The 20,492-nt window shown below is 72.9% G+C and carries 15 protein-coding genes; 7 read left to right on the forward strand and 8 right to left on the reverse strand.

Translation table 11 applies throughout. The annotated features are described in order from the left end of the window. Positions 1 to 32: 32 nt before the first annotated feature. On the forward strand, positions 33 to 1,223 hold the full coding sequence (locus ACK2IS_RS05240) for an acyl-CoA dehydrogenase family protein (RefSeq protein ID WP_409485093.1): 1,191 nt from the start codon (positions 33 to 35) through the stop codon (positions 1,221 to 1,223). A gap of 163 nt (positions 1,224 to 1,386) precedes the next feature. After that, positions 1,387 to 2,937: an acyl-CoA carboxylase subunit beta gene (locus ACK2IS_RS05245; RefSeq protein WP_409485094.1), complete on the forward strand. Its 1,551-nt coding sequence runs from the start codon at positions 1,387 to 1,389 to the stop codon at positions 2,935 to 2,937. Positions 2,938 to 3,055: 118 nt separating this feature from the next. On the opposite strand, the gene ACK2IS_RS05250 is transcribed toward ACK2IS_RS05245, so the two are convergent. The 5 genes from ACK2IS_RS05250 to ACK2IS_RS05270 form a co-directional block, all read right to left on the reverse strand. Beyond that, entirely contained in the window at positions 3,056 to 5,272 is a 2,217-nt protein-coding gene (locus ACK2IS_RS05250; protein WP_409485095.1) for a M4 family metallopeptidase, read from the reverse strand. A gap of 311 nt (positions 5,273 to 5,583) precedes the next feature. After that, positions 5,584 to 6,234 carry a Maf family protein gene (locus ACK2IS_RS05255; protein ID WP_409485096.1) on the reverse strand — a complete coding sequence of 217 codons (651 nt, stop codon included), beginning with the start codon at positions 6,232 to 6,234 and terminating at the stop codon, positions 5,584 to 5,586. Positions 6,235 to 6,334: 100 nt separating this feature from the next. Beyond that, positions 6,335 to 8,023 carry a DUF885 domain-containing protein gene (locus ACK2IS_RS05260; RefSeq protein WP_409485097.1) on the reverse strand — a complete coding sequence of 563 codons (1,689 nt, stop codon included), beginning with the start codon at positions 8,021 to 8,023 and terminating at the stop codon, positions 6,335 to 6,337. A 100-nt stretch (positions 8,024 to 8,123) separates the two neighbouring features. Then, positions 8,124 to 8,384, reverse strand: coding sequence for an acyl-CoA carboxylase epsilon subunit (locus ACK2IS_RS05265; RefSeq protein ID WP_409485098.1), 261 nt, complete (start codon positions 8,382 to 8,384; stop codon positions 8,124 to 8,126). A 52-nt stretch (positions 8,385 to 8,436) separates the two neighbouring features. Beyond that, positions 8,437 to 10,047: an acyl-CoA carboxylase subunit beta gene (locus tag ACK2IS_RS05270; protein WP_409485099.1), complete on the reverse strand. Its 1,611-nt coding sequence runs from the start codon at positions 10,045 to 10,047 to the stop codon at positions 8,437 to 8,439. A 24-nt stretch (positions 10,048 to 10,071) separates the two neighbouring features. Here ACK2IS_RS05270 and ACK2IS_RS05275 point away from each other — a divergent pair, with 24 nt between their 5' ends. Genes ACK2IS_RS05275 through ACK2IS_RS05285 form a run of 3 tightly spaced genes read left to right on the forward strand, consistent with a single transcriptional unit; the run spans position 10,072 to position 12,946 of the window. Continuing rightward, positions 10,072 to 10,884 (forward strand): biotin--[acetyl-CoA-carboxylase] ligase, encoded by an 813-nt coding sequence (locus ACK2IS_RS05275; RefSeq protein ID WP_409485100.1) that lies wholly within the window; start codon positions 10,072 to 10,074, stop codon positions 10,882 to 10,884. Positions 10,885 to 10,935: 51 nt separating this feature from the next. Continuing rightward, the gene (locus ACK2IS_RS05280; protein ID WP_409485101.1) at positions 10,936 to 12,081 is read left to right on the forward strand and encodes an adenylate/guanylate cyclase domain-containing protein; all 1,146 of its coding nucleotides are present in this window, start codon (positions 10,936 to 10,938) and stop codon (positions 12,079 to 12,081) included. Positions 12,082 to 12,136: 55 nt separating this feature from the next. Beyond that, a complete protein-coding gene (locus tag ACK2IS_RS05285; RefSeq protein ID WP_409485102.1) occupies positions 12,137 to 12,946 on the forward strand; it encodes an enoyl-CoA hydratase/isomerase family protein in 810 nt (269 codons plus the stop codon). A gap of 69 nt (positions 12,947 to 13,015) precedes the next feature. On the opposite strand, the gene ACK2IS_RS05290 is transcribed toward ACK2IS_RS05285, so the two are convergent. Together ACK2IS_RS05290 and ACK2IS_RS05295 are read right to left on the reverse strand one after the other, a co-directional pair. Next, a complete protein-coding gene (locus ACK2IS_RS05290) occupies positions 13,016 to 13,558 on the reverse strand; it encodes a GtrA family protein (RefSeq protein ID WP_409485103.1) in 543 nt (180 codons plus the stop codon). A gap of 73 nt (positions 13,559 to 13,631) precedes the next feature. After that, positions 13,632 to 15,707 carry an acyltransferase family protein gene (locus tag ACK2IS_RS05295; protein ID WP_409485104.1) on the reverse strand — a complete coding sequence of 692 codons (2,076 nt, stop codon included), beginning with the start codon at positions 15,705 to 15,707 and terminating at the stop codon, positions 13,632 to 13,634. Between the two features lie 452 nt (positions 15,708 to 16,159). On the opposite strand from ACK2IS_RS05295, the gene ACK2IS_RS05300 reads away from it, so the two are divergent. Both ACK2IS_RS05300 and purE read left to right on the forward strand, forming a co-directional pair. Further along, positions 16,160 to 17,383, forward strand: a complete 1,224-nt coding sequence (locus tag ACK2IS_RS05300) for a 5-(carboxyamino)imidazole ribonucleotide synthase (RefSeq protein WP_409485105.1) — start codon at positions 16,160 to 16,162, stop codon at positions 17,381 to 17,383. Then, the gene (purE, locus tag ACK2IS_RS05305) at positions 17,380 to 17,898 is read left to right on the forward strand and encodes a 5-(carboxyamino)imidazole ribonucleotide mutase (protein ID WP_409485106.1); all 519 of its coding nucleotides are present in this window, start codon (positions 17,380 to 17,382) and stop codon (positions 17,896 to 17,898) included. The genes ACK2IS_RS05300 and purE overlap by 4 nt, the downstream gene beginning before the upstream one ends. 109 nt (positions 17,899 to 18,007) lie before the next feature. Here the strand turns inward: purE and ACK2IS_RS05310 are convergent, their stop codons facing one another. Next, positions 18,008 to 20,317, reverse strand: a complete 2,310-nt coding sequence (locus tag ACK2IS_RS05310) for a hypothetical protein (protein ID WP_409485107.1) — start codon at positions 20,315 to 20,317, stop codon at positions 18,008 to 18,010. Between the last annotated feature and the right edge of the window lie 175 nt (positions 20,318 to 20,492).

Here is a 20,492-nt window from a genome sequence, read left to right on the forward strand (position 1 = left end):
CCCCCATCAGCCCGTCGAGAGGCAGCGTCGCCGTGTTCGAGCTCACCCAGGACCACGAGGACTTCCGTCGCACCGTGCGCGACTTCGCGGAGGGCGAGATCGCCCCGCACATCGCCCGGTGGGACCGCGAGCACCACTTCCCCGCCGACCTGATCCCCAGGATGGGCGAGCTCGGACTCTTCGGCCTGGTCGTCCCCGAGGAGCTCGGTGGCCACAAGGGCGAGCACAGCGACGGCGAGTTCACCTACCTGTGCCTCGCCATCGAGGAGCTCGGCCGGGTCGACCAGTCCATGGGGATCACGCTGGAGGCCGGCGTGGGGCTCGGCATCAACCCGATCCTCACCTTCGGCACCCAGGAGCAGCGGGAACGCTGGCTGCCCGACCTCGCCGCGGGCCGTGCCCTCGCCGGCTTCGGGCTGACCGAGCCGGACGCCGGCTCCGACGCCGGTGGCACCAAGACCCGCGCCGAGCTGGTCGACGGCGAGTGGGTCGTCAACGGCGCCAAGAGCTTCATCACCAACTCCGGCACCGACATCACCTCGGTCGTCACCGTCACCGCCCGCACCGGCACCCGCGAGGACGGCAAGACCGAGATCAGCGCCATCATGATCCCCAGCGGGACCCCCGGCTTCGACGTGGCCCCGCCGTACGACAAGCTCGGGTGGAACAGCTCCGACACCCACGGGCTGTCCTTCACCGACGTCCGCGTCCCCGAGGCCAACCTGCTCGGCACCCGGGGCAAGGGCTACGGCCAGTTCCTCGCCACCCTCGACGACGGCCGCGTGGCCATCGCCGCGCTCGCCGTCGGCTGCATCGCGCGCATGCTCGAGGAGTCGGTCGCCTACGCCAGGACCCGCCTGACCTTCGGTCGGCCGATCGGCGTCAACCAGGGTGTCTCCTTCCAGCTCGCCGACATGGCCGTGATGCTGGAGAACGCCCGCAACCTGACCTACAAGGCGGCCTGGCTCAAGGACGAGCTCGACGCCGGGCGTCGCAGCCTGCAGGAGTTCAAGCAGGCCGCGGCCATCGCCAAGCTCTACACCTCCGAGGCGGCCGTGACCTCCACCCGGATGGCCACGCAGATCTTCGGCGGCAACGGCTTCATGGAGGAGTACCCCGTGGCGCGGTTCTACCGCGACGCCAAGATCCTGGAGATCGGCGAGGGCACCTCCGAGGTGCAGCGCATGCTCATCGGCCGCGGCCTGGGCCTGCCCACCGCCTGACACCTGCCCCGGGTGGTCGGGTGCGCCTGGCGTCGTCGCGCGGGCGGACCCGACCGCCGCCGGTAGGCGCGGTGGCGCGTCGTCCTGTGGCGCGCCAGCATGTCGTCATACCCCTGATCGCACCCGTCGGTCGCACCGTCGACCGCACCCGAAGGGACACCTGATGGCTCACCAGCCGGATCCCCAGGTCGCCGACGTCCGCGCGCGCCTCGCCGCCGCCCACGCCGCCTCCGCCACCCCGCCCACCAAGGCCGCCCACAAGCTCGCCGCCCAGGGCAAGCTCTACGTCCGCGACCGCATCGCGCTGCTCTTCGACGAGGGGAGCTTCGTCGAGGACGGGCGCTACGCCAACGCGACGGCGAGCGGGCTGCCCGCCGACGGGGTCGTCACCGGGCGCGGCCTGGTCGCGGGGCGGCCCGCGATCGTGGTCGCCAACGACCCGACGGTCAAGGCGGGCTCCTGGGGTGCCCGGACGGTCGAGAAGATCGTCCGGGCCACGGAGACGGCCCTGCGCGAGGAGCTGCCGGTCTTCTGGTTCGTGGACTCCGCCGGGGCCCGGATCACCGACCAGGTAGAGATGTTCCCCGGCCGCCGGGGCGCGGGCCGGATCTTCCACAACCAGGTGGCGCTGTCCGGCAAGGTGCCCCAGATCTGCTGCCTGTTCGGGCCGTCCGCGGCCGGCGGGGCCTACATCCCCAGCTTCACCGACGTCGTGATCATGGTCGACGGCAACGCCTCCATGTATCTCGGGTCGCCGCGCATGGCCGAGATGGTCGTGGGGGAGAAGGTCTCGCTGGAGGACCTCGGCGGTGCCCGGATGCACTGCACCGTGTCCGGCGTCGGCGACCTGCTCGCCGCCGACGACGAGGAGGCCATCGACCTGGCGCGGGAGTACTTCTCCTACATGCCGCTCTCCTGGCGCTCGCCCACCCCGGTGTTCGCCGCGGAGGAGCCCGTCCAACCCCTGACCCGGGCGGACATCCCCGAGGTCGAGTCCGTGCCCTTCGACATCCACCAGGTCATCGACCGGCTCGTCGACGACGAGCAGTTCTTCGAGGTCAAGCCCACCTTCGCGGCCGAGCTCGTGGTCGGCTACGGGCGGGTGGCCGGTCAGACCGTCGGCTTCGTCGCCAACAACTCCGCGGTCAAGGGCGGCGTGCTGTTCACCGACTCGGCCGACAAGGCCGCGCGGTTCATCACCACCTGCGACGCCTACTCCATCCCGATCGTCTACCTGGCGGACGTGCCCGGCTTCATGATCGGCTCCGAGGTGGAGCGCGGCGGGATCATCCGCCACGGCGCCAAGATGGTGTATGCCGTGTCCGCGGCGACCGTGCCCCAGCTGTGCGTCGTCGTCCGCAAGGCCTACGGGGCGGGGCTCTACGCGATGGGCGGCCCGGGCTTCGCCCCGGACGCGACGATCGCGCTGCCGACGGCGCGCATCGGCGTGATGGGTCCCGAGGCCGCGGTCAACGCGGTCTACGCCAACAAGATCGCCGAGATCCCCGAGGGGCCCGAGCGCGACGCCTTCGTGCAGGCACGACGCGAGGAGTACGAGAAGGACATCGACCTGGAGCGCCTGGCCGCCGACCTGGTGATCGACGACATCTGCGAGCCCGAGGACCTGCGGGCCCAGATCATCCACCGGCTCGGCTACGCCTCAGGGCGCTCGCGCTACTTCACCGCGCGGCACACCGGCATCTCCCCGGTCTGACCTGCGACGACCGCCAAGGGTCCTCGGGCCGCTGCCACCCTGCCGTCGACACGGGCGAGCGCCCCGGACCCGTGAGGTCCGGGGCGCTCGCGTCGAGCGGGGTGCCGTCAGGCTCCGGTCACTGGACCGCGACGTCGTCGAAGACGAACGACGTCTGGTTCATGGAGTCCTCGGTGGAGGTGAACTTCAGGGTGACCGTCTTGCCCGCGTACGAGGACAGGTCGACGGTCTTCTGGACATAGCCGCTGGTCTTGTCCAGGTTGGAGTAGCTGGCCACGGTGTAGGCGACCTTGGTGCCGTCGTCGATGACCTGGACCTTGGCGGTGTCGTACTTGGAGTAGTACGAGGTCTCGGCGGTGTCGATGGCCACCCAGTAGGTCAGCTTCGGTGAGCCGGCCGGGACCTTGATGGTCTGCTGCTCGTACTCGGTGCCGCTGGAGCCGTTGCCGCCCAGCCAGAGCTTCCAGTTGCCGGAGTGGGCCTTGCGACCCGAGTTGTCGGTGATCGGGCCGGTCGAGCCGGTCCAGCCGGACTGACCGGCCTCGAAGTCACCGTTGACGACGACGCTGCCGCCGGGCTGCGGCGTGGAGGTCGGCGTCGCGGTCCCGGTGCTGGTCGGCGTGGCCGTGCCGGTCGGCGACGGCGAGGAGGTCGGCGTGGCGGTGCCGGTGGGGGCCGGGGTCGGGGTGCCGGTGCCGCACTTGGCGGTGCCCGCGGGGACCGAGATCGCGCTGAAGGCGGCCTCGACCGACTTGCAGACCTGGCTGTTCTCGCCGTACAGCTCGATGGCCGACTTGATGGCGCCCTCACGAGCGGCCTTGTAGTTGGACGTGGAGGTGAGCTTGGTCGACAGGGTGCGGTACCACACCTTCTCGATGTTCTCCCGACCGGCGCCGGTCACCGTGGAGTTGTTGCAGGTGGGGCTGTTGTAGCTGATCCCGTTGATGGTCTTGGCGCCGGAACCCTCGGAGGCGAGGTAGAACCAGTGGTTGCCCGGGCCGGAGGAGTGGTGCGGGTCGGCGCTGCCCACGCTGGTGGACCAGCAGTCGTAGGACACGCCGTCCTTGGAGGGCTTGTCCATGTAGCGCAGCGGGGTGCCGTCGCCGTTGAGGTTGATGGCCTCGCCCATGAAGTAGTCCGGCTTGTCCTTCGGCAGATTGGCGTAAAACTCCACCGCCACGCCGAAGATGTCCGACGTGGACTCGTTCAGACCACCGGCGTCACCCTCGTAGGCCAGACCGGCGGTGTTCTCCGTGACGCCGTGGCTCATCTCGTGCGCGGCGACGTCGATCTCGGTCAGCGGGGCGTTGTTGCCCGCACCGTCGCCGTACGTCATCTGGGTGCCGTCCCAGAAGGCGTTGGTGTAGTTGTTGTCGTAGTGCACCCGGGAACGAGCACCCGTGCCGTTGTCCCAGATGCCGTTGCGGCCCATGACGTTCTTGTAGTACTCGAAGGTCTTGTCCGCACCGAACTGCGCATCCACACCGGCGCTCTGACGGTTGGAGTTGGAGCCGTTGCCCCAGGTGTCGTCCGGGTCGGTGAAGGTGGTGCCGTTGATCTTCTGGTTGTTCGCGTCCGTCGTGTAGTTCCCCGTGGTGGGGTTCTTGAGCAGGTAGCTGCCCCCGGACGAGGTGGTGTTCAGCGTGACGTTGCCGACGAAGATGCCGTTGCCCGAGCCGAAGGCGATCTCGTCGTAGGCGGAGATGGTCGCGCCGGTGTCGGCGTCGATGTACGACTTGATCCGCGAGGGGGTCCGGTCGCTGGCGAAGCCGGTGGTCTTGACCTCGTAGGCGAGCTTCTGGGTGCCCTTGTCGTCGACGTGGATGACCAGGGTGTTGCCGGCCAGGGCGGCCTGGTTGAGCCCGCGCTTCTGCTTGCTGGAGCCGGCCTCGGCCTTGGCGGCGGCCAGTCCCTTGGTCTCGGCGGTGGCCTTGGCGATGGAGGGCTTGGTGTCCACGGTGATCTTGCCGGTGAACATGCCGTCGTGGCCGGTGACCTTGCCGGCCTTGTCGCGGTGGACGATCAGGTCGCCGCCGACGACCTTGATGCCCTTGTGGAAGCGGTCGACGCGGACGTGGGTCGAGCCGTCGGCGTCCTTGATGATGGCCTTGACCTTGAAGGAGTCGTCGGAGGTCAGACCGAGCGCCTTGACCATGTCACCGGCGGCGTCCTGCGCCGAGGCCATGGCCGAGGCTCGCGCCGAGGGGGCGAGAAGAACGGCCTGACGGCCGCCGTTGTCGCCACCGGCGGCCGAGGCGCCGGCGGTGAGAGCGATCGGGGTGATGGCCGTGGCGCAGGCGAGGGTGAAGGTCGCTGCGACGGTGAAACGCTTCATCTGGTGCGTCTTTCTCGAGGCCGCCAGCCGATGGGGGGTGCCGGCGGGAGGAGGTGCCACAGGGACGAAATTGGCTGTGAGGTGCCAGACTTCGATCCAAGGCTGATTGGAAGATCACACCCGCTCGCGGCGGATATGTCCAGGCTGTACCTCGGAGTTGCGCCGAACGGGTGACTACAAATTCGCGCCGGCGCATAGATGGCTGCCGCACGGTGATCTGAGGTCCACCCTCCGCCGCGACCCCGGGTGGTCGTGCCGGACGTCCGATCCCGGACGCCCGTCGCGGACGGGTTGCGGTGTCCTGGCGCAGGTCAGACGGTCGTGCCGGGGGTGACGCGCTCCAGGTCGAACCAGCCGACCCCCAGCGTCAGCAGCAGCTCTCGCAGCAGCGGCAGGGAGACGCCGACGACGTTGTGGTGGTCGCCCTCGATCCCGGTGACGAACGCCCCGCCGAGGCCGTCGACGGTGAACGCGCCGGCGACCCGGAGGGGCTCGCCCGTGGCGACGTACTCCACGACCTCGTCGTCGGTGAGGTCGGCGAAGTGCACCACGGTGCTCGCGGTCCGGCTCACCGACCTGCCGGTGCGCAGGTCGATGAGAGCGTGCCCGGAGTGCAGGGTGCCCGAGCGGCCCCGCATGGTCCGCCAGCGCTCGATCGCGACCTGCGCCAGACCGGGCTTGCCGTGGACCTGGCCGTCGAGCTCGAGCACCGAGTCGCAGCCGAGGACGAGCCGGTCCGTGCGGCCCTGGACCTGAAGGGCCTCGGCGACGTCGTCGCGCTTGGCCTCGGCCAGCACCAGGGCGTGGTCGGCTGGGCAGAGAGGGCCGCGCCCGGCCTCGATCCGGGACACCACCACCGGCTCGTCGACCTGGGAGACCTGGACGTGAGGCACGATACCGGCACCCCGGAGGGTGGCGAGGCGGGCGGGGGAGGCGGAGGCGAGGACCAGGGGCACCGGCATACCCGCGACCCTAGCGGGCACCGGCCCGTCCAGGAGGGTGCGCGGCTCGGCGGCGCAGCGCAGCGCGACCCGGGTCACCGCCCGGTGCGCGCGGCGCAGGTCACAGGGTGCCGAGCACCGCGTCGCGCAGCACGTCCAGGGGCAGTCCGCCCAGGTCGAGAGCCCGACGGTGGAAATCCTTGAGGGAGAAGGACTCTCCCTCTCTCTGCTGGACCTCGTCGCGCAGCTGCAGCCACAGCCGCTCGCCGATCTTGTAGGCCGGCGCCTGCCCCGGCCAACCGAGGTAGCGGTCCAGCTCGAAGCGCAGGAAGGCCTCGTCCATGGCGGCGTGGGCGTCGAGGAAGGCCCAGGCCTTGTCGTAGGTCCAGTCGCCGCCGCCGACCTCGGCGGGGGCCTCGAAGCCGCAGTGCACCCCGATGTCGAGGACCACGCGGGCGGCCCGCAGCGACTGCCCGTCCAGCCAGCCCAGGCGGTTGCCGGGGTCGTCCAGGTAGCCGAAGTCCGCCATCAGCCGCTCGGCGTACAGCGCCCACCCCTCGCCGTGCCCGGAGGTCCAGCACAGCTGGCGCCGCCAGGAGTTCAGCTGCTCCCGGTTGGCGACGGCCTGGCCCAGCTGGAGGTGATGACCGGGGACGCCCTCGTGGTAGACGGTCGTCAGCTCACGCCAGGTGGAGAAGGAGGTGACCCCCTTGGGCACCGACCACCACATGCGACCGGGGCGGGAGAAGTCGTCCGACGGCGCGGTGTAGTAGATCCCGCCCGTCTGGGTGGGGGCAATGCAGCACTCGATCCGGCGCACCGGGTCGGGGATGTCGAAGTGGCGACCGTCGAGCATGGTCATCACCTCCTCGGCCTTGCCCTGCATCCACTCGCGCAGCGCGTCGGTGCCGTGCAGGGTGTAGGCCGGGTCGGCATCCAGGACGGCGATCGCCTCGGCGACGGTGGCGCCCGGGCTGATCTGCTCGGCGACCTCCTGCATCTGGGCGGTGATCCGGGCGAGCTCCTCCTGGCCCCAGCGATAGGTCTCCTCCAGGTCGACGGTGGCGCCGAGGAACAGGCGCGAGCACAGCTCGTAGACCGACCGGCCGACCGCGTCCTGCTCGGGGGCGTCGTCGAGCAGCTCGTCGCGCAGGAAGTCCGCCATCCGCGCGTAGGCCGCGCGGGCGGCGCCCACCTCGTTGTGCAGCCGCTCGCGCAGCTCGGCGGGCAGGGGCACGGTGGGGGCGAGCGCGCCCCGCAGGAAGCCGTCGAAGTAGCCGTCCGGGGCCACCAGGTCCCGGCACTGCCGCACGCACGCCTCGACCTGTCGGCGGCTGGAGACGTTGCCCTTCTCGCGGGCCGTCAGCAAGGACTCCTGGTACTGCTCCAGCGCGAGGGGGACCCGGGCCATGCGCAGCGCGATCGTCGCCCACTCCTCCACGGAGTGGTGGGGCATGACGTCGAAGACCGCGCGGATGTCCTGCAGCGGCGAGCCGATGACGTTGAGCGAGGCCTCCTCCAGGCCGGCGGCGTAGACTTCCTCCTGCAGCTGGAGCCGCTCGGTCATCGCCGCCACGGTGACGCGATCGGCGTCGGTCCGTGGCTCGACGGCGGCCAGGGCGGCCAGGGTCCGGGTGCGCAGCTCCGAGCGCCGGCGCAGGCCGTCGGGGGAGAAGTCGTCGATCTCGTCGTCGTGGCCGCCGACCCCCATGTAGGTCGCGAGCAGCGGGCTGAGAGCGAGGCTCTCGCGCACGAACTCCTCGGCGAGTCGGTCGACGGCGGTGGGGCTGGCGATCCTGGGGTTGCTCACCCGTCCGACCGTAGCCCACCTCGTCGGACCTGGCACGGCCACGACCCGCGTGCCGCGCTCCGGGGAGCGGGCAGGCGGGCCGTGGTCAGGTGCAGGCAGGTCAGCGCGCGGAGCGCCACGCCCACGAGGAGCGGCGGCGGTGCCCCAGCGAAGAGACCCCGAGGTTGCGGGCGCGGCTGGCCCAGATGCCGTGCTGCGGGCCGCCGTCGTCGGCCTCGTCGCCGGACGCGGCGGCCACCACGACCAGCAGCGCGGCGAGCTCCTCGTCCGTCGGGTCGCCCTTGGTGACGGTCAGCAGCGTGGGTAGGGCGGCCGGCTGCTCGGGCGTCGCCTCGGGAGCGGTGGTGGTGGTCTCGCTCATGCGGGCTCCTGGGATGGCTGGGGTCGCGCGGTCGGGGTGGGCTCGGGGCCGCTCAGAGCGGGATGTTGCCGTGCTTCTTCGGCGGGTGGGTCTCCCGCTTGGTCCGCAGGGCCCGCAGCGCCTGGACGACGTTGCGGCGGGTGTCCTGCGGTGCGATGACCGCGTCGACGTAGCCCCGCTCGGCCGCGACATAGGGATTGGCGAGGTGGTCCTCGTACTCCTTGATGAACTGCGCCCGGGTCGCCTCGACGTCGCGACCCTCGGCCTGCGCCGCCGCGATCTCCTTGCGGTAGAGGATGTTGACGGCGCCCTGCGCGCCCATGACGGCGATCTGCGCGGTCGGCCAGGCGATGTTGACGTCGGCGCCGAGGTGCTTGGACCCCATTACGTCGTAGGCGCCGCCGTAGGCCTTGCGCGTGATCACGGTGACCAGCGGCACGGTGGCCTCGGCGTACGCGTAGATCAGCTTGGCGCCGCGGCGGATGATGCCGTTCCACTCCTGGTCGGTGCCGGGCAGGAAGCCGGGCACGTCCACGAAGGTCAGCACCGGCACGTTGAACGCGTCGCAGGTGCGCACGAAGCGGGCGGCCTTCTCGGACGCGTCGATGTCCAGGCAGCCGGCGAACTGCATCGGCTGGTTGGCCACCACACCCACGCTGTGGCCCTCGACCCGGCCGAAGCCGGTGATGATGTTGGGGGCGAACAGGGACTGGACCTCGAGGAACTCCTGGTCGTCCAGGATCGCCGTGAAGACCTCGTGCATGTCGTAGGGCGTGTTGGGCGAGTCCGGGATGATCGTGTCCAGGGCCACGTCCAGCTCGGTGGGCTCCAGGTCGACCTCGTGGTCGAAGACCGGGGGGTCCTCGTGGTTGTTGCTGGGCAGATAGCTGAGCAGCTCCTTGACGTAGTCCATCGCGTCCTGCTCGTCGGAGCCCAGGTAGTGCGCGCAGCCGGACCTGGCGTTGTGCGCCGTGGCGCCCCCGAGCTCCTCCATGCCCACCGTCTCGCCGGTGACCGTCTTGATGACGTCCGGGCCGGTGATGAACATGTGCGACGTCTGGTCCACCATGACCGTGAAGTCGGTGATGGCGGGGGAGTAGACCGCGCCGCCCGCGCAGGGGCCCATGATCAGCGAGATCTGCGGGATGACGCCGGAGCCCAGGACGTTGCGACGGAAGATCTCGCCATACATCCCCAGGGAGGCGACACCCTCCTGGATGCGCGCGCCGCCGGAGTCGTTGAGGCCGACGACCGGGCAGCCGATCTTCATGGCGAAGTCCATGACCTTGACGATCTTCTCGCCGAAGACCTCGCCGAGCGACCCGCCGAAGACCGTGAAGTCCTGGGCGAAGACGCACACCTGGCGACCGTCCACCGTGCCGTAGCCGGTGATCACGCCGTCGCCGTAGGGGCGGACCTTGTCCTGGCCGAAGGCCGTCGAGCGATGACGGGCGTACTGGTCCAGCTCGACGAAGGTGCCCTCGTCCAGGAAGGCCTCGACCCGCTCCCGGGCGGTCTGCTTGCCGCGGGCGTGCTGCTTCTCGACGGCCTTGTCGGAGGCACCGCGCCGCACCTGGTCGTCGCGGTGGTGCAGGTCGGCCAGCCGACCCGCGGTGGTCGCCAGGTCGAACTCGGCCGGAGGGGTGGAGGAAGCGTCAGCCATGGCAGTCACCATAGCCTTGGGGTCGTGACCTCCGCCCTCCGAGCAGACGCCCTGACCGCACGTGTGACCGACGCCATGTCCGCTGGTCCGGAGGGGGGTTCGTCCCCCTGGCAGGGGGTGACCGTGCTGGACCGGGTGGACAGCACCAACGCCGAGCTCGTCCGTCACCCCCGCCCGTGGCAGGTCGTGACCGCGGACCACCAGCAGGCCGGCCGGGGCCGACTGACCCGCTCCTGGCAGACGCCTGCCGGTATGGCGGTGACCCTGTCGGCCTGCGTGCCGGCCCCGGTCGGACGGGCCGCCGACCTCGGGTGGCTGCCGCTGCTCACCGGCCTCGCCGTCCGCGACGCGCTCGTCTCGCTGGGCCTGTCGGGCGCGGTCCTGAAGTGGCCCAACGACGTCCTGGTCACCACCGACGACGAGCGCAAGGTCTGCGGCGTGCTGTGCGAGCTCGTGCCCGCGGCGGGGCTGGCGGTGCTCGGCCTCGGGATCAACGTGCACCAGGGGCGGGCCGACCTGCCGGTGGAGCGCGCGACCTCGCTGGCCCTGTGCGGCCTGGACGTCGGTCGCGAGGACGTGGTCGTCGCCGTGCTCACCGCCCTGGGCCGACGCCATGCCCAGTGGGCGCTCCCCGCCCGGCTGCCCGCGCTCGTCCGGGAGTACGCCGACGCCTGCGCCACGATCGACCGGGACGTGGCGATCAGCCTGCCGGACGGGTCGCTGCGTCAGGGGCGGGCCCTGCGCGTCGACGCCGCCGGCCGGCTCGTCGTGCGCACCGACGCCGGCGAGACCGCCCACGCGGCCGGCGACGTCGTGCACGCCCGCCTCGCGGACTGAGGCAAGATGGACCCGGCGCGCCGACGCGGGCGCGGCCGGGAGGAGGCAGCCATGGGTGAGGCCACGGGCCGGCCCCGGTCCCTCTCGCAGGCCCAGGCCAGGCTCGACCCGCGCCTGGAGACCGTCCAGACCGCGATCCTGGGCGGCCCCCTCGACCGCGACCGCCGCGACGTCTCCCGCACCGTCGGCGTCTCGGTGCGCACCGCCGAGAAGTTCTGGAAGGCCCTGGGCTTCCCCGTCAGCCCGCAGGGCGACACCGTGTTCTCCCGCTACGACCTGGAGGCCATCGACCAGATGACCGCGCTGGTGCGCAGCGGTCAGATCGACGAGGACACCGCGCTGGGGCTGACCCGCGCCTTCGCCCGCACCGCGGACCGACTCTCGGTCTGGCAGTGCTCGGTCCTCGCCGAGTCCCTCTCGCCGTGGGCCCAGGGTGACGTCGAGCTGCACCGCGCGGCCGTGGCCGACGAGGGCCACGACTCCACCCGCGCCGAGCCCGACGAGGCCACCGCCATCGCCACGGCGGAGAAGGTGGCCGAGCTCGCCGATGTCCTCGAGCCGCTCCTCGTCTATGCCTGGCGGCGGCACCTGGCCGCCGCCACGGCCCGCATGGTCGCCGACGCCGACCCCACCGTCAGCACCCAGGGCCTGCGCCGCTGCGTGGGATTCGCCGACCTGGTGTCCTTCACCTCGCTCGTGCGACGCCTGTCCGAGCGGGAGCTCGCCCAGGTCGTGCAGCGCTTCGAGGCCCTGTGCTCCGACGTCATCACCACCCACCGGGGCCGGGTCATCAAGACCGTCGGCGACGAGGTGCTCTTCGTCACCAAGGACCCCGTCGACGGGGCCCGGCTCGCTCTCGACCTGGTCGACGAGATCCGCCACGACGAGCTGCTGCCACCCGTGCGCGTCGGTCTCGCCCACGGCAAGCTCGTGTCCCGCCTCGGCGACGTCTTCGGCGACACCGTCAACCGCGCCGCCCGGCTGACCGCCGTCGCGCCCTCCGGCAAGGTCCTCGTCGACGACCGGCTCGCGAGCCTGCTCACGGGCGTGCCCGAGCTGCGCACCGCCCGCCAGCGCACCCGCACCCTGCGCGGCGTCGGGGTGGTGACCCCCTCCCTGCTGCAGCGGGCGGTGCCGGCCTCGACCATGGACGCCCTGCGGCCCGCCATACCGCATCCGCTGCCGCGGCACCCCTGACCCGTCGCACCATCGCCTCCGACCCCATCACCCGCGCCCGACAGGAGCCTCGCCGATGAGCACGCCGACCTTCGACAACGTCACCATCACCCGCCACGGGCAGGAGGGGCACGTCGCCGAGCTCGCCCTCGACCGGCCCGAGGCCATGAACGCCGTCTCCACGGCCCTGGCCCGCGACCTGGGCGCCGCCACGCGGGCGCTCGCCGACCTCGCGCTCACCGGTGAGGTACGCGCGGTCGTGGTGACCTCGACCCACCCCAAGGCCTTCTGCGTGGGCGCGGACCTCAAGGAGCGCAACGGCTTCACGGACGCCGACCTGATGGCGCAACGGCCCGTCGCCCGTGGTGCGTACGGCGGGGTGCTGGCGCTGCCGGTGCCCGCCGTCGCGGCGGTCGACGGGTTCGCGCTGGGCGGCGGCTTCGAGATCGCGCTGTCCTGCGACCTGATCGTCTGCGGGTCCGGCGCCACCGTGGGGCTGCCCGAGGTGTCCGTCGGCGTCATCCCCGGCGGCGGTGGCACCCAGCTGCTGACCCGCCGCGTCGGCTGGTCCCGCGCGGCCCGGATGATCTTCACCGCCGCCCGGATGACGGCCGATGAGGCCGTGGCGCTCGGGGCGGTGGACGAGGTCGTCGAGGCGGGCACCGCACGGGACCGGGCGCTGGAGATCGCCGAGGTCGTCGCGCAGCACTCGCCGGTGGGCGTCCGCAACGCCAAGAAGGCCATGCGCCTGGGCACCGACGTCGACCTCGTGGCCGGGCTGGAGATCGAGGACGGCTGCTGGCGGGCGACGGCCTTCAGCGGCGACCGCGCCGAGGGCGTGCGGGCCTTCGCCGAGAAGCGCACCCCGCGCTGGCCGGGGGTCTGACCGGCCCCGGTCGGCGTCCGGCGCCACCGGCCGTCGGGCGCCGACCCGTCAGGGCCGGGAGCCGCCCCGTCAGGCGACGGTGGTGGACGGCTCGCTGGGCTCCGCGCTCCGGGCCTGCGCGACCTCGGTCGGGAGCGGTTGCGGGTCGCCCGGGCGCTCCTCGCGGAAGACGAAGGTGCGGTAGGCCCAGAACCGGAACAGGGTGCCCAGCACCAGGCCGACCCCGTTGCCGGCGATGTTGCGGGACAGGGCGTCGGTGCGTCCCAGCAGGTAGTCGTTGACCAGCAGGCAGGCGGCAGCGATCGCCATGCCGACGACGTTGAAGAACAGGAACATGGCGAACTCGTGCGCCATGGCCGGCCGGCGCCGGTGCCGATAGGTCCAGAAGCGGTTGCCGAGGTAGGCCACGACCGTCGCCACGGCCACGGCGATGCACTTGGCCTTGGTGGCGCTGTCGTGCATCGGGCCGGGACTGCCGTCGGTGCCCCACAGGGCGTTGGAGATGCCGACGTCGACCACGAAGGCGACGAGCCCGACGGCGCCGAACTTCGCGACCTCGCGCCAGAGCACCTCGACGAGACGCTGCAACCGGGGGACGAGGGGGGTAGTCACGGTCGCACCGTACCCGACCTGTCCTGGGGCCGACAGGGGGTGGGAGCAGGGATGACCGTGCGGTGAACGGTCGTCACCGCAGCTGCAGGAGCCGGTCGACCCGATCGGCGAGCAGGGGGGCCATCGTGCGGGAGTACGTCGCCGTGAGGTGGTGCGCGTCGAGGTAGACGAAGACGTTGCCGATGACGGTCGGGCAGCGGGTGCCGGTGCAGTACAGGTCGGTCGGGTCCAGGTGGTGGTAGCCGCGGATCCGCTCCAGCGCCCGGCCCGGGTCGGTGGCAGCCAGGTGGCGGGTCCGGTCCAGGACGCATCCCCCGGTGGCCCCCCGGTCCGGGCGGGAGGAGGAGCACTCGTACAGGTGCCTGGTGGACCGGATGTTGTCCCGCAGGCCGACCACGGTGATCCCCCGGGCGGTGAGGTCGCGCACCAGCGGCTCCACCCCGGGGCGCAGCTCCTCCGCGGGGGAGTCGGCCACGGCATAGGTCGTGTGCAGGAAGACCACGTCGGGGCGGTCCTGGGCAATGAGGTCGAGGACTGCCTGGTTGCGCCGGGCGCAGGGACCGGCGTAGTGGCGCACCTGCCCGAAGGCGCACCCCCCGGTGAGGTAGGACGTCGCCTGCCACCCGTGCCGTCGGGCCAGCTCGGTCACCAGCGGCACGGTCGTCTGCTCGGTGTGCGAGTCGCCGACGACGAGCACCGTGCGGGCCCCCGGACGGGTCGCGGCCAGGGTGCCGCAGCCGGTCCTGAGGCCGGCGAGCCGGGCCGTCTGCCGGGCCGAGCAGGGCTCCGGGAAGCCGGGGACCCATTCCTGGGACAGGGCCAGCGGGCCGGGGATCGGCGGTCCGTCGAAGGTCGGGACCGGGGCGCCGGGCACGAGGGCCCGGGCCCCCGGGTGCGCGGCCGAGCCCGCCTCCGCCGCGGCGGACCGGACCTGCTGGGCGTGGGTGCGCTCGAGCAGCGCCTGCCCCCCGAGCAGCGGGAGCAGACCGACGGCCAGGCTGCCCGCCACCAGCGCGGCCTGCAGCCGCAGGGAGGGCCCACGCCGGGGGAAGGCCTGGGCCGGTCGGTCCACCAGCACGGTGAGCAGCTGGGCCAGACCGAGCGAGAGGACCGTGAGCAGCATCCCGCTCCCGAGCCCGAGCCGCTGGCGGTCCGTGGCGACGAGGTAGCTCACGAAGACCGGCCAGTGGACGAGGTAGAGCGCGTAGGAGATGTCGCCCACCCACATCAGCGGGCGCGCCGACAGCAGCTCGGTGACCCGGCCCCGGCCCTCGCCCTGGCCGGTCACCAGGATGGCGCTCACCGCGAGCATCGGGCCCAGCGCCGCCGGGCCCGGGTAGCTGCCCAGGTGCACGCCGAAGAACAGCAGGAGGACGGCCAGCCCTGCTGCTGCGGTCAGCCGGGCCGCGGCCGGGGGGAGCCGCACCCACGGGGCGACCGCGGCGACGGCGGAGCCGAGGGCGAACTCCCACAGCCGGGCGCGCGTGTCGAAGTACACCGCGCCCCCGGCGGGGGCCGCGAGCAGCAGCCAGGCCAGCGAGCCCGCGGCGACCAGGGCGAAGGCGAGGGCCACCACGGAGCGCACCCCGCGGCCCGCGCGCCGGGCCAGCAGCAGGCAGCCCGCCATCAGCACCGGCCAGAGCAGGAACACCTGCCCCTGCATGGACATCGACCACAGGTGCTGCAGCGGGGACGCCGCGCTGTGGTCCTCGGCGAAGTAGTCCGCGGCGAGGGCGGCCAGGCGCCAGTTCTGCCAGTAGGTCACCGACGCCAGCCCGTCCCACAGGACGCCGTGCCAGCGGTTCTGCGGCTGCAGGGCGAGCGCGGCCAGGACGGCGGCGATCACCGTGACCACCAGCGGGGGCAGGAGCCGCTTGAACGTCAGCACCCAGCGCTCCACCACGGAGGGGGTCCGGCCCCCCTCCGCGCGGCGCAGGAAGGCACCGGTCATGAGATAGGCCGAGATGGTGATGAAGACGTCGACGCCGACGGGAGACCCGACACCCCACGCGTGGTAGCAGAGCACCTGGGCGATGCACAGGGCGCGCAGCCCCTGGATCTCCGGCCGACGGCCCCGGGAGGGGCGAGGGGCCCGGCGGCGCCGGCGGCGGCGCCGCCGGGGTGGTTCGGCGGCCTCGGGGGGCCACACCCGCCCCGGCTCCGCGCGGCGCGGCGGGTCCGGTCGACGGCGGTCCGAGGGCGGTGGTGCCAGCCGTGGGGACGGCTGCGGACGTGCAGGAGCCCTGGGGCGGGGGGACGGCACCGGGAGCGGGTCCGGCGCCGTGCGGGAGGAGGGTGCCGGCCGCAGGGCCTGCGCGGGACGCGGGGCCTGGGCGGGACGCGGGGCTCGAGGTGGGCGGGAGACCGCGCCCGGACGGCTCTGGTCCGGCTCGGGCAGCCACACCTCGACCCCGCAGGAGCGGCGGGCGAGAACCCGCCGGCCACGCCGGCCGGGTGCCCCCTGGCCCCGCCCCTGCCGTCTGGCTCCCATGAGGCCCGGACCCTAGCCTTACCGCGGGGTAGATGCCGAATCGGGCGACAGCAGGCTGGATCTCGGGGTGATCGCGGGGTCGCTCGGCCACAGCCCGTAGTCTGTGGGCCGTGACCTCCGCTCCTCCTCGCGCCCCCGGTGGCTTCCCCGTCGTCGGGATCATCGGCGGCGGCCAGCTCGCCCGGATGTCGGCGCCGCCCGCCGTCGGCCTGGCCGTCACCTTGTCCGTCCTCGCCGAGTCCGACACCGCCGCGGCGGCCCTGGTCGTGCCGAGCTCTCCGGTGGGCGACCACACGAGCGTGGACGACGTCGTGGCCTTCGCGCGGCGGTGCGACGTGGTGACCTTCGACCACGAGCACGTGCCCACCGAGGTGATCCGGGCCGTGCAGGCGGCCGGGGTGACCGTCGAGCCGCGGCCGGAGGCCCTCGTCCACGCCCAGGACAAGCTCGTGATGCGGCGTCGGCTGACCGACCTCGGGATCCCCTGCCCACGGTGGGCGCAGGTGCGGAACCGTGAGGAGCTCGAGGCCTTCGGCGCCGAGGCGGGGTGGCCGCTGGTGCTCAAGACCCCGCGAGGCGGCTACGACGGCAAGGGTGTCCGGCTGGTCGCGTCCGCCGACGAGGCCCAGGACTGGCTGGACGCGGCCGCCGAGCAGGTCGCCGCCGGCGAGGGTGGCCTGTCCGACGGGCTCCTCGCCGAGCAGGCCGTCGACTTCACCCGCGAGCTCGCGGTGCTCGTCGCCCGCTCCCGCTCCGGGCAGGCGGCGGTGTGGCCCGTCGTGGAGACGGTGCAGGTCGACGGCATCTGCACCGAGGTCCTCGCGCCCGCACCCGACCTGGACGACACGCTGTCCTCGCTCGTCGCGGAGTCGGCGCTGCGGATCGCGGGCGAGCTCGACGTGACCGGGGTGATGGCGGTCGAGCTGTTCGAGACCCGCGAGGCCGGGGCGGACGGAGCGCAGCGACCGGCATACGTCGTCAACGAGCTGGCCATGCGCCCCCACAACTCCGGTCACTGGACCATCGACGGCTCGGTCACCAGCCAGTTCGAGCAGCACCTGCGCGCGGTGCTGGACCTGCCGCTCGGCTCGACCCGGCCCCGGGCGCGCTGGACGGTGATGGGCAACGTGCTCGGCGGCGACCATCCCGAGCTCTACCCGACCTACCTGCACCTGATGGCGCGCGACCCCGACATGAAGTTCCACCTGTACGGCAAGGACGTGCGACCGGGTCGCAAGATCGGCCACGTCGACGTGTCCGGCGACGACCTGGACGACCTGCGCGAGCGCGCGCGGCATGCCTGCGACTACCTGCAAGGAGTGGTGACCGAATGACCGAATCTCCGCGCCCCGTGGTCGGGCTCGTGATGGGCTCGGACTCGGACTGGCCGACGATGGAGCTCGCGGCGCAGGCGCTCGACGAGCTGGGCATCGGCTACGAGGCCGACGTCGTGTCGGCCCACCGGATGCCCACCGAGATGATCCGGTATGGCGAGACCGCGGCCGAGCGGGGCCTGCAGGTGATCGTCGCGGGCGCGGGGGGCGCCGCCCACCTGCCGGGGATGCTGGCTGCGGTGACGCCGCTGCCCGTGATCGGGGTCCCGGTGCCGCTGAAGCACCTGGACGGGATGGACTCGCTGCTCTCCATCGTCCAGATGCCGGCGGGGGTGCCGGTCGCCACCGTGTCCATCGGCGGCGCCCGCAACGCCGGGCTCCTGGCGGCGCGGATCATCGGCGCGGGCACCGACGACGAGGCCCGGCGGGTGCGCGCGGCGATGGCGACCTTCCAGGCCGACCTGCGCGACCAGGCGCACGCCAAGGGCGAGAAGCTGCGCTCCCGGCGCGCCTGAGAGCGTAACCGCGGGACTGCGGGGGCGGTGCACCCTGCCTCGGTGCACCGCCCCCGCCGCGTCCGGGTCGGGTGCCGCCCCCGCTGCGCCCGCGCTCGGGGGCGGCAGGTCAGGGCGCCCAGCGGAAGGCCGACCCGCCCGTCGCGATCTGCTGCGTGCTGTAGGGGTAGGCCAGCTGTCCGTCCCCGGTGAACAGCACGTCCTGCATGTTCCCCGCCCCGTCGACCATCATCATGCTGGTGCCGTAGCCGGAGTAGCGCTCCGCGCCGACGATCTGGGAGTAGGACGCGAAGGAGGACGTGGGGTTGGTGGTGGTGGACGCGCCGTAGTTGCGGGACGCGTCGCCGGGCCCGAAGTAGCTCACCAGCCGCCCGGTGCTCGCCACCCGACCCAGCAGGTCGGCCTTGCCGTCGTAGTTCGCGTCCCCGACGCCCACGATCGCGTCGAGCCCGGACCAGCCGGCGCCGATCTGGACCCGGCTGCCGAAGAGCACGTTGGAGACGTGGGTGCGTCCGGAGCCGCGGTAGAGCCACAGGGCGCCGGCGGAGTCGCGTGCCACGAGGTCGGCATGGGTGTCCCGGTCCCAGTCGCCGACCGAGACGATGGTGTAGCCGGTCCAGCCCTTGCCGACCTGGACCTTGCCCCGCACGGTGCCGACGCCGCTGCCCGGGTAGAGGAAGAGGTTGCCGTAGGCGTCCCGGCCGAGGATGTCGCCGATCCCGTCGTCGGTGAGGTCTCCGGGGGTCAGGACGAGGTCGAAGACGTTCCACCCGACCCCGATCTGGGTGCGGGTGCGCAACGGGGCGCCGTCCACGCGGGTGTTGGGATAGAGCCACAGGTTGCCCGACGCGTCCTTGCCGACCAGGTCGTTCGCGCCGTCGCCGTCGAGGTCGGAGGTGCCCTTGCCGGACGCCATCCGCAGGTCGAAGCTGACGGCGACCGAGGACTGGTCCGTGGCGGTGGCCCCCACCGCGGTGATCTCGGGGGTGGCGCTGCTGCCGACGAGCCGGTAGACGCCCGTGGTCTCGTCGCCCGAGGCGGGGCTGGCGTCGGGGTCCAGGTCCATCCGGAAGTAGACGGCCGAGCCGTCCCGGGTCGCACGGGGGTTGCTCAGGGAGGCGCCGGCGCCCGCGGAGTAGCGGGTGGCGACCGTGCCCGTGGTGGCGGTGCTGCTGCGGGTCCGCAGGCCGCGCGCGGTGCCGGTGTCGAAGGCGAAGACGACCTGACCGGTCCGGGTGACGGTGGGGTCGTAGCCCCCGGCGGTGCCCGACAGGGCCGTGACCGCACCGGAGGTCACGTCGATCCGGACCAGGCCGCCCGTGGGGGTGAGCACGTCGGCGGCCACGAGGTGGGCGCTGTCGCGGTCCCAGGTCGCTGCGCCGTACGCCTTGGACAGGGTGCGGACGGCGCCGGTGGCGTTGTCGCGGATCTGGATGTCGCGGGGGACGTAGCGCCCTGCGGTGTCCGGGGCGTAGCGCACCCACGACAGCCAGCGGCCGTCGGGGGAGAAGCTCGGCTCCAGGTTGACCGGGGCGGTGGTGTCGGCGGCCGCCCCGCGCAGGATGCTGGGGGTGCCGCGTCCGTCGGCGCGCTGCAGGACCAGGTCGGCGCCGGTGCGCGAGCCGTCGGTCCAGCGGCTGTAGGCGAGCCACTGCCCGTCGGCGCTGAAGGCCGGGGTGACGGTGTCGGGCAGGCTCGAGGAGGGCTCCAGCGGCATCGCGAGGGAGCTGTCGTTCTGCAGCTGCAGGCTCGCCGTGGCGGTGGTGGCGGCCGCGAAGTCCGGGATGCCGGGGCCGGCGTCGGGGAACATGCTCAGCCCGCCGACGGGCTCGCCGGCGGCGTCGGCCATCTCGCAGGTGAGGGTGGCGCCGTTGACGGTGGTGGTGATCCGGTACGACGCGGGGCCCGCGGGCGACTGGCTGCCGTCGAGGACGGCACCGGCGGTCGCGGGCACGGTGCCGACCGTCTGCCAGGTCGTCGAGCCCTCGCGCAGCCGGGAGACCGTGGCGGTGCCCGACACCACGGGGGCACCCGACGCGTCGGTGGTGCTCCAGAGGATCCAGGTGCGGTCGCGCAGCTGGTCGGCCTGCAGCCCGAGCGGGGCGCAGCCGGCCGGGACGGCCTGGGTGGTGCCCGCGATGCTCAGCCGGCCCTTGGCGGTGGTGGCGGCGCGTCGGGCGGCGCCGGCCACCCGCGGTGCGGTGTCGCGGGTGCGGGCGTCGAGCGTGGCGCGGGCGCCGGCCGCGGGGCGCGCGGTGCGCGGCGTCGTGAGGTCGGCGGTGGCGATGGTGAGCCGGTCCGGGCCCGTGCCTGCAGCCTGGGCGGGGACGCCGGCGGCGGTGAGACCCAGCGTGACGGCAGCGGCGCCGGTCACGAGGGGAAGCACCCGACCCGGGCGGGGCGTGGGGTGTGCGGGCATAGCGGGACTCCTGCCAGTAGTCACTTTGTGTAGATATAAAACTACTGCAAGCAATCATCAGTGGGGTCGGAAGGGGCCCACCTCGCGCACCGATGTCGATCCACCGTCGCGGGGCGGCCGTCTCGGACACCCCGCCGACGAGCCCCCGGCTCCTGCCGGGCAGGGCCCGCCCACG

The sequence above is a fragment of the Arsenicicoccus dermatophilus genome (assembly GCF_046267915.1).
Lineage (GTDB): Bacteria > Actinomycetota > Actinomycetes > Actinomycetales > Dermatophilaceae > Arsenicicoccus > Arsenicicoccus dermatophilus_A.

What these genes read in the sequence shown, in the direction of transcription:
- ACK2IS_RS05245 (WP_409485094.1), top strand. Translation starts at nt 1,387, where the DNA reads ATGGCTCACCAGCCGGATCCCCAGGTCGCCGACGTCCGCGCGCGCCTC.
- ACK2IS_RS05250 (WP_409485095.1), bottom strand. Translation starts at nt 5,272, where the DNA reads ATGAAGCGTTTCACCGTCGCAGCGACCTTCACCCTCGCCTGCGCCACG.
- ACK2IS_RS05255 (WP_409485096.1), bottom strand. Translation starts at nt 6,234, where the DNA reads ATGCCGGTGCCCCTGGTCCTCGCCTCCGCCTCCCCCGCCCGCCTCGCC.
- ACK2IS_RS05265 (WP_409485098.1), bottom strand. Translation starts at nt 8,384, where the DNA reads ATGAGCGAGACCACCACCACCGCTCCCGAGGCGACGCCCGAGCAGCCG.
- ACK2IS_RS05270 (WP_409485099.1), bottom strand. Translation starts at nt 10,047, where the DNA reads ATGGCTGACGCTTCCTCCACCCCTCCGGCCGAGTTCGACCTGGCGACC.
- ACK2IS_RS05280 (WP_409485101.1), top strand. Translation starts at nt 10,936, where the DNA reads ATGGGTGAGGCCACGGGCCGGCCCCGGTCCCTCTCGCAGGCCCAGGCC.
- ACK2IS_RS05285 (WP_409485102.1), top strand. Translation starts at nt 12,137, where the DNA reads ATGAGCACGCCGACCTTCGACAACGTCACCATCACCCGCCACGGGCAG.
- purE (WP_409485106.1), top strand. Translation starts at nt 17,380, where the DNA reads ATGACCGAATCTCCGCGCCCCGTGGTCGGGCTCGTGATGGGCTCGGAC.
- ACK2IS_RS05310 (WP_409485107.1), bottom strand. Translation starts at nt 20,317, where the DNA reads ATGCCCGCACACCCCACGCCCCGCCCGGGTCGGGTGCTTCCCCTCGTG.